9 protein-coding genes are annotated in these 13052 nt (G+C 53.6%); 4 read left to right on the top strand and 5 right to left on the bottom strand.

Annotated elements, in window-relative coordinates:
- The first annotated feature begins 110 nt into the window (after window positions 1–110).
- A complete protein-coding gene (gene ppa, locus DES54_RS01615) occupies window positions 111–641 on the top strand; it encodes an inorganic diphosphatase (protein ID WP_113864882.1) in 531 nt (176 codons plus the stop codon).
- A 99-nt stretch (window positions 642–740) separates the two neighbouring features.
- Here the strand turns inward: ppa and DES54_RS01620 are convergent, their stop codons facing one another.
- The 3 genes from DES54_RS01620 to tamA are packed head-to-tail and all read right to left on the bottom strand — an operon-like array spanning window position 741 to window position 6831.
- A complete protein-coding gene (locus DES54_RS01620; RefSeq protein WP_113864883.1) occupies window positions 741–1088 on the bottom strand; it encodes a gamma-glutamylcyclotransferase family protein in 348 nt (115 codons plus the stop codon).
- Window positions 1089–1090: 2 nt separating this feature from the next.
- A complete protein-coding gene (gene tamB, locus DES54_RS01625) occupies window positions 1091–5092 on the bottom strand; it encodes an autotransporter assembly complex protein TamB (RefSeq protein WP_169050500.1) in 4002 nt (1333 codons plus the stop codon).
- Window positions 5093–5100: 8 nt separating this feature from the next.
- The gene (tamA, locus tag DES54_RS01630; protein ID WP_338075470.1) at window positions 5101–6831 is read right to left on the bottom strand and encodes an autotransporter assembly complex protein TamA; all 1731 of its coding nucleotides are present in this window, start codon (window positions 6829–6831) and stop codon (window positions 5101–5103) included.
- A 451-nt stretch (window positions 6832–7282) separates the two neighbouring features.
- Here tamA and msrA point away from each other — a divergent pair, with 451 nt between their 5' ends.
- The gene (gene msrA, locus DES54_RS01635; RefSeq protein WP_427846313.1) at window positions 7283–7924 is read left to right on the top strand and encodes a peptide-methionine (S)-S-oxide reductase MsrA; all 642 of its coding nucleotides are present in this window, start codon (window positions 7283–7285) and stop codon (window positions 7922–7924) included.
- A 314-nt stretch (window positions 7925–8238) separates the two neighbouring features.
- On the top strand, window positions 8239–9540 hold the full coding sequence (gene paeA / locus DES54_RS01640) for a polyamine export protein PaeA (protein WP_113864885.1): 1302 nt from the start codon (window positions 8239–8241) through the stop codon (window positions 9538–9540).
- 51 nt (window positions 9541–9591) lie between these two features.
- On the opposite strand, the gene DES54_RS01645 is transcribed toward paeA, so the two are convergent.
- On the bottom strand, window positions 9592–9798 hold the full coding sequence (locus DES54_RS01645; RefSeq protein ID WP_113864886.1) for a DUF1107 domain-containing protein: 207 nt from the start codon (window positions 9796–9798) through the stop codon (window positions 9592–9594).
- 286 nt (window positions 9799–10084) lie between these two features.
- A complete protein-coding gene (cysQ, locus tag DES54_RS01650; protein ID WP_113864887.1) occupies window positions 10085–10825 on the bottom strand; it encodes a 3'(2'),5'-bisphosphate nucleotidase CysQ in 741 nt (246 codons plus the stop codon).
- Between the two features lie 242 nt (window positions 10826–11067).
- Here cysQ and DES54_RS01655 point away from each other — a divergent pair, with 242 nt between their 5' ends.
- Window positions 11068–13023 (top strand): bifunctional 2',3'-cyclic-nucleotide 2'-phosphodiesterase/3'-nucleotidase, encoded by a 1956-nt coding sequence (locus DES54_RS01655; RefSeq protein ID WP_113864888.1) that lies wholly within the window; start codon window positions 11068–11070, stop codon window positions 13021–13023.
- Window positions 13024–13052: the final 29 nt, after the last annotated feature.

The following is a 13052-nucleotide window of genomic DNA, read 5'->3' on the forward strand; positions in this document are numbered from 1 at the left end:
TTTTTCATTCTCGCTCCAACACAAGCCCTCTTCTAAAAATCGACGACTTTCTCTGTGACTTGGCTATAATGACCGCCACGCAATTTTAGGTTGAAAAGAAGGAAACTGACATGAGTCTGAACAATGTCCCGGCGGGTAAAGATCTGCCAGAAGATATTTACGTGGTTATTGAAATCCCCGCGAATGCGGATCCGATCAAATACGAAATTGATAAGGACACCGGCGCACTGTTTGTAGACCGCTTTATGTCTACCGCCATGTTCTACCCATGTAACTACGGTTACATCAACCATACCTTGTCTCTGGATGGTGATCCGGTGGATGTGCTGGTGCCGACGCCGTATCCGTTACAACCGGGTTCTGTGATTCGCTGCCGTCCGGTCGGCGTGCTGAAAATGACCGACGAAGCGGGTGAAGATGCCAAGCTGGTTGCCGTCCCGCACAGCAAACTGAGCAAAGAATACGATCACATTAAAGACGTTAACGACCTGCCAGAACTGCTGCGTGCGCAGATCGGCCATTTCTTTGAACATTACAAAGATCTGGAAAAAGGCAAGTGGGTGAAGGTGGAAGGTTGGGATAACGCGGAAGCGGCGAAAGCAGAAATCGTCGCCTCTTTCGAACGCGCTAAAAATAAGTAAGTGTTACCGGGGATATGTCGGTAATCCGGCGTTAAAAACACCGCTTCGCGCGGTGTTTTTATTGCGGACGGCAAACGCCGTCCGGCTAATGGGCCCGTTTTAAAGCGCCTCAGCGCGTTTCAGCCAGTCGCCGCTGACGATACGCGGCAACCCTGCTACCGAGTGCTTATAAAGATAGATCCAGGCGTTCCCTAAAGGAGTCGAAATCAACTCACGCTGATACTCGTGGCCGTCGCGCTTTAACGCATCAAGCTCTGTCAATATTGACGAACTGATGCGATACACTTCGCAATGAATCTCCCCATCACCCGTAACCACCGCCGGATAATGGCCGAGGTTGTACAACTCATACCCATTGAGTTGGCAATCCCCTAACCATTGCGCGTTGGTCATCCAGTGACTATTTCCCTGTTTGCGTCGTAAACTGCCGTAGACAATAATTCGCATCGCTAAAACTCAAACTGATAGAGCACATCTAATGCCTGGCTAATCCCAGACACCGCTTCCAAGTATAACTTTGGCATTAACCGGTAACGCAGCGTTAACGTCGCCAAAGAATCAAATATCCCAACACCATATTTGACTTGCAGGCCGGGAAGAACGTAACCGCTGACCACAACCTGAGAATTGTCGCCAACACCCTGTGTATCCAGAGCTAAATTACTTACGCCAAAAGCCTCGCCGATTTTACCCACAACTTGACCGCTTTGTGCAACCCCTAAACCAACCAACATCGAGGTCATGGCGGCACTATCCGCGCCGCTGCTTTCCAGACCTTGCCCGCGCAGCAAGTAGGACAAGGCTTCCTGCTGCGACATGGTGGGATCAGAGAACACCTCTAATTTCGGCGTGCTAGCCATGCCGGTGACCCGAACGCCTACCGTCACGTCATCTTCCGTGTTGTCTGGGTTACGGATCGCTTCAATGTTCAGCACCGGTTGATCCGGCGGGCCGGAGAACAGGATCAGGCCTTTACGGACAATCAGATCCTGCCCGTAAGCCTTGAAGCGACCGGAAGGAATATCTATCTGGCCGTTCAAGCCCAACCCGCGCTCATCCTGAATCATGTTCAGATCGCCCTGCAAACGAGCGATCAGACCGAACGCGTCCAGCCGCACATCATTACCGACACGAATAATCAGGTTACTGTTGATGGGGATGGCCGTGGAAGCTTTTTCCAGCGGCTGGCGCTGCGCATCCAGCAGCACTTCATCGGATGAAACGCCAACCGCGCTTTCCGGCATATCCTTAACCACAATACGCGCCCAGGGGATGCTGACCGAACCGTTTAGCGCGAACAGTTGCGGCGTGGCCTCAAAGACGATATCCGGCGACACATCCAGACGCGCCGTCGGCGGCAGCGTGACGCGCAACCGCTGGCCTTTCGCCGCAATGCGCGCACGCCAGGCATCCGGCTGCGACCAGTCCGCGTTGCCGCCCAGATTCAACTGGCCGTTATCGGTTTTCAGGAATCCCTGCAACGTGGAGGACATCCCATTGAAACTCACCGCCAGACGCCCGGTGGTGAGATCAATCGGCATCCAACTGCCGTCAATATCCAGTCTTTCCAATGCCATCTGACCGAATACCTGGGGCTGCTGCGCATTGCCGGCCAGACGCAGATTCGCACTCAGCATCCCCTCCGCTTTCTCCCCTGTGCGCAATATTGGGTTCAACAGCGTCAGAGAAAGCGCAGTGATGGTGACATTACCGCCAAGATTGCGTTGTCCCTGCGGATCGGTTATCTGGATATCGCCGCTGAAACGTCCGTTATCACGAATCGCCATCAGCCAGCCAAGTTGCGCTCGTCCGCGATCAAGACCGGCGTTCAGCGTGAAGGTGTCAAACGCCACCGGTAGCGTGTTCCCCTGTACCTGCTGACGCACATTCACATTGCTGCCCACCAGCGTGATTTTCGCCTGTGGCAAACCCTGTTCAGCCTGCCAACTGACGTCCGCCCCACCGCTGAATGTTCCCGCCAGCACCGTATCCTCACTCAGGAACGGCTTAAGCATCGCCAAATCAAAGCGATTAAGGCGAATAGCGGCTTGTCCGCTCGGCCCAATCTCAATGGTTTTCGGCACGCAGAGCTCCGCATTCGGGTTACGCCAGCAGTGCGTGCCAATACTGACTTTCTGCTGCGCATTCTGATAATCCAGCGCGATCGCCTGTGTCAGATTCCATTCCCCAACCGGGGTTTCAAACCGGGTATTGCTCAGCGAACCGCGCCAGCGCTGCGCCTGACGATCAAAACTTCCCGACAGCGCCAGCTGACCGGCTACCGGTTCGCCTTGAAGATTCAGACGCAGTTGATGCTGCTGCTCGTTACCCTCGGCATTCAGCGTCAGCAAACCGATGTTCAGGCTATCCTGACGCAATTGCTCAACGCGCACCGCGAGCTTGCCCGCAACCTGCCGGGTTGGAGACGATGGCGCGGCAGACGGTTGCCCGGAACGGACGTCGGCATCGACGTTTATCTGGCTGATGGTCATCGCCTGCCAGCGCAGGCCCGATGCGGTGAGATCCGCCAGGATCTGCGGCTCGCGCAGATTGCCGCGCAATCTCAGGGTTCCCCGCGCGCGACCGGCAAGGCCGGGCAGTATGCCGGTTAATGCGGGCGCATTGAGGTCGGCATCCAGTTGCCACTTATCACTCAGTTCGCCTTTAATGTTCAACTGGTTACGTCCCAGCGCCAGATTAAGCCCCGGGATTTGCCACTGTCCCGCCGCGTTGCCGCGTAATTCGCCTCTGGCGGTCAGCTTGTTCTCTTTCACATTGCCATCCAGACGCAGTTCCGGCACCTGTAGTTGCCAGCTTCCGCCGTAAATGCTGCCGCGCGTAGTGATTTTGCCATCCACCTTTGCGGGCCATTCCGACCACTGCTGCGCGGTATTGATCCCCTTGAGCAGCAATTCACTGCGCCAACTGATGGCTTTACTCCAGTCCACCAGCGCGCTCAGGTCGGCATTGCCCTGCAAGGCGGCGACACGCAGCCGGGTTAAATTGAATTGCTGAACATTGCCTTTACCGTCCAGCAGCAGCGTTGCCGCAGGCAGATCCGTGGCGCGAATATCACTGCGTAACGACAGCGCATAGTCCGTTGCTTTTCCGTTGAATCGCAAACGCAGATCGTTCGCCTGATATTGCGCGTCGCCGGTCAGCGGCCAGCGGACCTGTGCGGATTCCAGCGTCAGCGCCAATGGCAAGCCCGCCTCCGCCAGTTTGGTTTGCGCCGTTAACTGCGCACGTTGCGGGCCAGACAGATTCAGCGCTACGTTGAGTTGTTCGCGCAATCCGCCGTCCACCGTCAGCTTGAGTGTTTCGCCTTTCAACGGATCAACATTCAGTACGCCATTGGCCGAAAGGGATACCGGCCAATTTTCATTGAGCGTCGCCTCGCCCCGGACGTTCAGCCCGCCTTGCGGCGATTGCACCACCAACCGATCCAGGCGCAGATGCTGATTTTGCGTGGATGCCTGCATCATCAAATCAGAAATCAGTATGTCCTGATCACCGGTCAACCGCAGTTGCTGCGCGTGGATTTCTATAATCGTCACATCCAGCGGTAACGTGAACTGCGGTAAATCCGGCAGGAGAGGCTTGGAAAAGAATTCGGTCAGACGCTCACCCAGCGGCGCTTCTTCCGGTTGCGTCGTTTCCTGACTCGCGGTTCTCGCCGGCTGTGATGCGGGGGTGACTGGGCGCTTCTTGGCTATCTCAATCTCTTGCGAGGCGCCGCTTTCAATCGACTCGCGTACCGTGTTGGTGGTTTCCTTCACCACAGCGGCGACGTCGGCGGCGGTAACTTTTCCATCTTCCAGCACATCAATCGGCGTTTTCGGTAAGGCGACCAACAGCGCGCTGATTTTGGTTGGCAGCAGCGTGAGCGCCCGTTCCCGCCACTGCATCCCGGTGCGCAACGATCCCAGCGAAATGGCGGTGTCATCCACCGTGACCTTCACATTATCCAACGTCAATTGACTCAGCGAGATGGGAAATGGCGCGGACAACGCCGTCAGCGGCTCGCCGGACGCCGGAGGCGTTTCTGTCGCAGGAAGCGCCGTGGTATCCACCGTTACGTCAACATCTTTTGCCGACAGGTCATTTATGCAAAGCTGACTTTTACGCAAACAGCCGGTAGCCAGTGATAAATGGAACTCGCCCGCGCGCACCGTCACGCCGGGCATTTGATAACTGAGCTGCCGGAGCGTCAGATCGCGCCAGCCGCCGCTGACCTGCGCAATATCCAGTCCCGGCACAAAACGCGCCGCACCATTCAACAGCAGGTGCAAACCTGACGTCGTCCCGACCAGCAATACCAGCGAGATCAGGATTAACAACAGGAAAGCGCTGATGCCAATGCCCAGTCTTTTAAGCCATTTACCACGTTTTTTCGTGCTTACTCCGCGTGCCGAGGCGTCAGCGTGGGTCGAGGTTTTGTTCTCTTTCATCTCTTCCGTCATAACTCAGGCCCCAACGCGATATAGAACTGCACGCCATTTTTTTCGGGATCGCCGACAGGCATGGCGATATCCAGCTTCACCGGGCCGATGGGAGAGGCCCAGCGAATACCCACACCGGCCCCGGTTTTGAAATTGTCTTCCTTAATGTCATTCACCGCTTCGCCGGAATCGACAAACATCGCGCCCCACCATTTCCCGGTAAAGTTGTACTGATACTCCAATGAACCGGTCGCCAGTTTAGAAGCGCCGGTCAGTTTGCCTTCGCTGTCACGTGGTGAGATCGATTTGTATTTGTAGCCGCGAATACTGCGATCGCCGCCGGCGAAGAAACGCAGAGAGGGAGGGACACGCGAGAAGCTATTGGTTTCAATCCACCCCAGATTGCCGCGGGCGACAAACCGGTGTTTCTCCGCCAGCGTTCTAATCCAGACGTTTTGCGCCTGAAAAATCGTAAAATCAATGTCCGATCCCCACAGAGTATCGGAAACATCGATCGAATAACGCTGGGAATCGCCCCAAACCGGCATTAATCCACCGCGCTGGCGGGTGCGGTTAATACTCACGCCGGGATAAATCAGCATGGTCGTGTCGGTCACGCTGCCTTGTGTAAAGTGGTCAAGGCTCCAGCGCAGATTAATCGCCCGTTGCCAGCCGCTGGAGAGATCCCAGTAGCGCGCCACATTCAGCGTGGTTGCATCGGATTGGGTGTCGTTGAGGTCTTCCCGCTTAAAACCGCCTTGCAACAGGTAATACTGTTCCAGCGGGTTTTTCAATAGCGGGATCTTATAGCTCAGGTCGAGCGATTGCTCTGGCGCCGATACGCTCAGGCTGCTCTCAAGACTATGACCGCGAGAGTTAAGCCAGGGTTTGTTCCACGTGGTTTTAAAGCGCGGCCCCACATCTGTCGCGTAGCCTACTCCGGTTTCAATCTGATTACGGGTTCGCGGGCTGACCACGGCTTCCAGAGGCAGAACCCTGGTGGTTTTCGATTGTTCAAAATCAGGCGAAACCACAACCGAATTGAACCAGCCCGTCGCGGACAGACGGCGGTTTAACTCGCCTAATTCTTCACTGCTGTAAAAGTCGCCCGAATGGAAAGGCACCAGATTTTGCAGATAATCGTCGCGGATTTGCGCGCCATGAAATGTTACCTTGCCAAAGCGGTAGCGTTCGCCGCTATCGAAATCGATATCCCAGAATGCCAGTTTCTCTTCGCGCTGGATCCCTAACTGGCTGCGTTGGAAATGAGCATCGAAATATCCTTTACGCAGGGAGAGATTATTCAGCCCGCTTTTAAAGCTATCGTAATCACCGTGGTTCAACACCGAACCGATCGCAGGTTTATCGTCCCGCAGTCGCTGCTGAAAATCGCTGTCGTCGCGGGCGCCGCCCCGCAGCATGACATTCACTTCGGCGATCCTGACCGGTTCGCCTGGCGTCACGCTGGCAATCAGAACAGGCCGTCCGCCATTCACGGCAGGCCTGAATTCAAAGGCGATCTGCGGATCGTAATACCCCAATGCGCGCAATCCCTGACGAATAACCTCGTCAACCCTGGCGCGAAAGCGGCCATCCGCGTTGACTTCATCAGCGGCGATGGTCGATAAGCGCGCACGCACATTCTTTTGCAACGCGCCTTCCAGCCCCGTCACCTGTAAACGAACGTTGGCGGCATAAGTCGGCGGGGCGAACAACAATACAGTTAACAATGCAGTTAATAAACTGATTGAGGTTAATAAACCGGGTGCGCTCAATGCCCTGAAGGGGCGATACCGTGGCACGCCAAAGCCAGAAAAACCGAGTTTTGATCCTGTAAGAATGGTCACTGAACTCCCTGATTACATCAATCTGTTACACCAAATCTATAGCATGACTTTTATAACATCGCCGCTTTGACATCGGTTTTACTACCGCGCTCACACGCGCTGACCGGAGAAAAAATCGGCCTCAATCGTGGTTGAGACGGCTCAGCCCACTAAGGTTAGCGATAAATGCTGATTTTTTCCCTTAAAAATGGATTAAAACCTGTAAAAATTAAAGTGCAGCGTTTTAGGTAAACATAACCTTAACATTAAACAACCTTCAGTGATAAAGACAGAACAAAACTTCTCGGTTATTCTCTGATTACCTGCATTATCCAAACAACATGATAGCCACCGCCACGCGGGAGTTGACAAAGTGATATTTCATACCGATAAAACATTGCGTATAAAACCTTCCGATGCCTTACCGGGACGCACCACGCCCATGCCGGTAGCCAGATTGCATGTGGTAAACGAGCGCTCGATGACGCACGTCCCGGATAATATGGACGTCGCCCTTTTCGCTATGGGATGTTTCTGGGGAGCCGAGCGTTTATTCTGGCAACAGCCCGGCGTCTACAGCACGGCGGCGGGATATATCGGCGGTTACACGCCGAATCCGACCTATCGTGAAGTTTGCAGTGGAAAAACCGATCACGCTGAAGCCGTGCGGGTGGTGTTTGATCCCGCCGTTATCAGCTATAGCCAGTTACTGAAACTGTTTTGGGAAAACCACGATCCTGCGCAGGGAATGCGTCAGGGCGGCGATATCGGCACACAATATCGATCCGGCATTTATACGCTCACGCCGGCACAGGAACAGGCCGCGCAGGAAAGTTATCGGCAATTTCAGCAGGCGATGCAAGCGAGTGGCGATAACCGCACCATCAGTACCGAAATCGTCCCCGCCGGTCCTTTCTATTATGCCGAGGACGAGCATCAGCAATATCTGCACAAAAATCCCGGCGGCTATTGCGGATTGGGCGGCACCGGGGTTTGCCTGCCGCCTCAGCCTTGATCGCTGGCGGGACTTTCATCACTCCTGTTATACTGCGCGCGTTATATCCAATTGATTTTCAGATGCGGAAAGCCCAACTTCCCGCATCGGGAAAGATGACAGAAATATACCCTGAATAATTCGCGTTGCGGCGACGTCCATTAATGGGACGAATAATAAAGCCAACGCACCGCCAACTTGAAGAATCACGGGAATATTTATTTAACTAATTCGGGCTGACTTCCAGCCTTGTTAACGGCTAACCATGCGTTATCTGAAATGATTTACCTTTCTGAGGATCGCCTGTTCCCCTTGCGGGCAATTGCGAAAAAAACATGTTAAACAGTCTATTACTGATAATTCTGCTGATTGCCGTCAGCGCCTTTTTCTCGATGTCTGAAATATCGCTGGCGGCGTCCCGTAAAATAAAACTTAAATTGATGGCGGATGAGGGAAACCTTAACGCCGACCTGGTGTTAAAATTTCAGGAAACGCCGGGTATTTTCTTTACCGTTATTCAAATTGGCGTTAATGCCGTCGCTATCCTAGCGGGTATTATTGGCGATGCCGCATTCTCCCCTACTTTATCCGCGCTTTTCGAGCAGGTAATGTCGCCTGAAGCGGCCGCAAAAGTCAGCTTTATCTGTTCGTTCGTCCTGGTCACCAGCCTGTTTATTCTGTTTGGCGATCTGACGCCGAAACGCATCGGTATGATTGCGCCGGAAGCGGTCGCCGTGCGCATCATCAACCCGATGCGCTTCTGCCTGCTGATATTCCGTCCGCTGGTCTGGTTTTTCAACGGTCTGGCAAATGTGATCTTTCGTTTACTGAAATTGCCTATGGTGCGTAAAGACGACATTACCTCCGACGATATTTACGCCGTGGTCGAAGCGGGCGCGTTGGCCGGTGTACTGCGCAAACAGGAGCATGAACTGATCGAAAACGTGTTTGAGCTTGAATCACGCACTGTGCCTTCTTCCATGACGTCAAGGGAAAGCGTTGTCTACTTCGATCTGCACGAGTCGGAACAGCAAATCAAAGAGAAGATTGCCGAACAACCGCACTCGAAATACCTGGTTTGCGACGGTCACATCGATCAGATTGTTGGCTATGTTGATTCAAAAGATCTGTTGAACCGGGTGCTGGGCAATCAGAGTCTGGCATTGAACAGCGGCGTGCAGATCCGCCCGGCGCTGATCGTACCCGATACGCTTACCCTCTCTGAAGCGTTGGAGAGCTTTAAAACCGCCGGTGAGGATTTCGCCGTCATTCTGAACGAATACGCGCTGGTAGTCGGTATTATTACGCTGAACGATGTGATGACCACGCTGATGGGAGATTTAGTCGGTCAGGGGCAGGAAGAACAGATCGTCGCCCGTGACGAAAATTCCTGGTTAATCGAAGGCGGCACGCCGATAGAAGATGTGATGCGCGCCCTGAATATTGATGATTTCCCACATTCAGGCAACTATGAAACCATCGGCGGCTTCATGATGTATACGCTGCGCAAGATCCCGAAACGCACGGATTTTGTACGCTTTTCCGGTTATAAATTCGAAGTGGTGGATATTGACAGCTATAAGATCGACCAGTTGCTGGTGACGCGTCTGGAAGCGGTTACTGCGAAACCCGAATAAACCAGGTGATACACAAACAACAACGGCCCGCTGCGGGCCGTTTACATTTCGTCAACCCATTTCGGCCTGGAGCCTGATGACCTGGCGGTTAACTTCGGACATCACCAGCAAATGCTGTTTATCCTGCTTCTGTGGCAATAAAATTTTGCCGTAGTCGAACTCAAAAGCACCAACCCCCTTGATGTACAGCCGCCCGCGAAACAAGGTTTTCACATACTTGGCGACCCTCATGGGATTGTAACGCTCGAAGATTTTCATTTTTTTACTCTCCTTCCGTTTTACTTTTCTTTCGCCCTCCCCGCGCCAAAACAGAGCAGGACTCGAAGCGCTAAGAAATGTTATCGGATGCCATACTTAGTCCCTCGGCAACGGAGTTAGTTCCCGCCTTAACAGCATCCTTAACTGTTTTTACACACATTGACAGAATAAATTTTAATTAACCGGCTTACTATTGGTATAAAAATTCATAGAACTGACCCCAAAACCTGATGTCGCAGCAGGTTGTGTCCTGCTGCGTCAGTCGCCGAATTGAAAATAGCGGATCTCAAAATAGCGATACTCGAAAGCCAGGGTTGAGAAACGATTCACGCGGCGCGTAAGACAAGTCTTTTCCCTGCCAGTCATGAACCTGTGCGCCGGCGGCGGCGGCAACCGCGTGTCCAGCCGCTGTATCCCAGATATTGGTCGGCCCGAAGCGCGGATAAAGCTGGGCCTTGCCTTCCGCGACCAGACAGAATTTCAAAGACGAACCGATCGCCACCGTCTGGTGTTTCCCCAACTGACTGAGATAGTCCTTCAGTTCCTGATCCGCATGGGAACGGCTGACCACTACCAGCGGCGGGCGAGCATCCAGAACCTGGATCTGGCGCCGTTCACCGTTCTCTTCCTTCCAGGCTTTACCCTCCGCCGCACAATACATCACATCGGTTACCGGCACATACACCACGCCCAGCACCGCTTGCCCTTGTTCGATCAGCGCAATGTTTACCGTAAACTCACCATTGCGGTTGAGAAACTCTTTGGTGCCGTCCAGCGGATCAACCAACCAGTAGCGTTGCCAGTGCTGACGCTCCGACCACGACGGCGGGTCCTCTTCCGACAGTAACGGGATATCGGGAAATGCCGCCGCCAATCCTGCTCGAATAACCTGATGCGCCGCCAGATCCGCCGCCGTCACGGGCGAATCATCCTTTTTATGCATGACTTCAGTAGGCCGATGCCCTTCATAAACCTGCATAATGGCAGCGCCTGCATCGCGGGCCAATTGGCAAACATGTTCTAGCATTTTCCCACCTCATCGTTACGGGTTAATTATAGAGTGACGGATACTTCCGCACGACTCGGACTTCCCCCTCGTCGTTCATTATACAGCGGTGAAGTTACCTACGATTATTGCCTTTATTCTGAGTCTCGTCACAATTTACCGTGATAATTCCCTCCAAATTCATAATTATATTGGAACATATCGAGGATAATCAGTCTTGACGGGCAAATTCACGTCCTGCCCCTTCGCACAGGAGTTAAGTAATGAAGCATTCGCTAGCGCTCAGCCTGCTTGCCATGCTGGTGACCTCCACCACCCAAGCCTCTATCGTTGATTTACGGGTAATGGCAACGACCGATCTGCACAGTAATATGATGGATTTCGATTACTACAAGGATACGCCAACCGAAAAATTTGGTCTGGTGCGTACCGCCAGCTTGATCCACGCGGCGCGCGAGCAGGCGACCAACAGCGTGCTGGTGGATAATGGCGATCTGATTCAGGGCAGCCCGCTGGGAGATTATATGGCCGCCAGGGGGCTGAAAGCAGGTGAAATCCATCCGGTCTATCAGGCGATGAACACGCTCAATTACGCTGTGGGCAATATCGGCAACCACGAATTCAACTATGGTCTGGATTATCTGCATAACGCCTTGGCGGGCGCGAAATTCCCCTATGTGAATGCCAACATACTGGATGCCAAAACCGGTAAGCCACTGTTTACCCCTTACCGGATCGAAAATAAATCGGTCAAAGACCGCGAAGGTCAATGGCATATTCTGCGTATCGGGTACATTGGTTTCGTGCCGCCGCAAATTATGGTGTGGGATAAAGCCAACCTTGCGGGGAAAGTCCGTGTTGAAGACATCACCGCAAGCGCCCAAAAGTGGGTGCCGGAAATGCGCAAACAGGGCGCAGATATGGTTATCGCCATTCCCCATTCAGGGCTTTCCGCCCAGCCTTACAAGGCCATGGCGGAAAACTCGGTCTATTATCTGAGCCAAATTATGGGCATTGACGCCATTATGTTCGGTCATGCGCATGCCGTATTTCCCAGCAACGATTTTGCCGGCATCAAAGGGGCTGATATCAAGCGAGGCACCCTCAACGGCGTGCCGGCGGTTATGCCTGGACAATGGGGCGACCACCTCGGCGTGGTTGATTTTATTCTGAATAATGACAGCGGGAAATGGGTTATCGAACAGGCAACCGCGGAAGTTCGCCCGATTTATGACAACACGCAGAAAAAATCGCTGGCCGCCGAAGATGCAAAACTCATCAATATCTTGTCGGACGCGCACAACAACACCCGCGATTTCGTCAGCAAACCGATTGGTCAATCCGCGGACAACATGTATAGCTACCTCTCGCTGATTCAGGACGATCCGACGGTTCAAATCGTCAATAACGCTCAGCGCGCTTATGTGGAACACTTTATTCAGGGCGATCCTGATCTGGCCGATCTGCCGGTGCTGTCTGCCGCCGCGCCGTTTAAAGCCGGCGGGCGCAAAAACGATTCAGCCAGCTACGTCGAGGTAGAGAAAGGCCCGTTAACCTTCCGTCATGCCGCCGACCTGTATCTGTATCCCAACACGCTGGTGACGGTAAAAGTTAACGGACAGGAGGTTCGGGAGTGGCTGGAATGTTCCGCGGGCCAGTTCAACCAGATCGATGTCAACAGCAGCAAGCCGCAGCCGCTGCTCAACTGGGATAATTTCCGTACCTATAATTTTGATGTTATTGATGGCGTTGATTATCAGATTGATGTCACGCAGCCCGCACGCTATGACGGTGAATGCGTCCTGATCGACGAGAACGCGCACCGCATCAAAAATCTGACTTTCCAGGGCAAACCTATCGACCCTCAGGCGACGTTCCTCATCGCCACCAACAACTATCGCGCTTACGGTGAGAAATTTGCCGGAACCGGGGAAAAATACGTGGTGTTTGCCTCACCGGATGAAAACCGTGCTGTACTGGCGGGCTACATCAGTGCTGAAACCAAAAAATCCGGGGAAGTGAAACCGCAGGCGGACAATAACTGGCGGCTGGCGCCGATCGCCAGCGACAGGCCGCTGGATATCCGCGTTGAAACCTCGCCGTCCGCCAAGGCAGCCACGTTTATTAAAGAAAAAGCGCAATATCCACTGACAGCCGTCGGCACTGACGACACCGGGTTTGCGGTTTATCGCATCGATCTGCAAACCAGCACACGCTAGGGGCGTCATGGCGTGGACATCGCAGCGAA

Source organism: Brenneria salicis ATCC 15712 = DSM 30166, from assembly GCF_003315515.1.
In the GTDB taxonomy this organism is placed as follows: domain Bacteria; phylum Pseudomonadota; class Gammaproteobacteria; order Enterobacterales; family Enterobacteriaceae; genus Brenneria; species Brenneria salicis.

Excerpts from the sequence above, each read along its gene's own strand:
- paeA (WP_113864885.1), top strand. The coding sequence starts at position 8,239 with ATGTTAAACAGTCTATTACTGATAATTCTGCTGATTGCCGTCAGCGCC.
- DES54_RS01620 (WP_113864883.1), bottom strand. The coding sequence starts at position 1,088 with ATGCGAATTATTGTCTACGGCAGTTTACGACGCAAACAGGGAAATAGT.
- tamB (WP_169050500.1), bottom strand. The coding sequence starts at position 5,092 with ATGAAAGAGAACAAAACCTCGACCCACGCTGACGCCTCGGCACGCGGA.
- DES54_RS01655 (WP_113864888.1), top strand. The coding sequence starts at position 11,068 with ATGAAGCATTCGCTAGCGCTCAGCCTGCTTGCCATGCTGGTGACCTCC.
- DES54_RS01645 (WP_113864886.1), bottom strand. The coding sequence starts at position 9,798 with ATGAAAATCTTCGAGCGTTACAATCCCATGAGGGTCGCCAAGTATGTG.
- ppa (WP_113864882.1), top strand. The coding sequence starts at position 111 with ATGAGTCTGAACAATGTCCCGGCGGGTAAAGATCTGCCAGAAGATATT.
- cysQ (WP_113864887.1), bottom strand. The coding sequence starts at position 10,825 with ATGCTAGAACATGTTTGCCAATTGGCCCGCGATGCAGGCGCTGCCATT.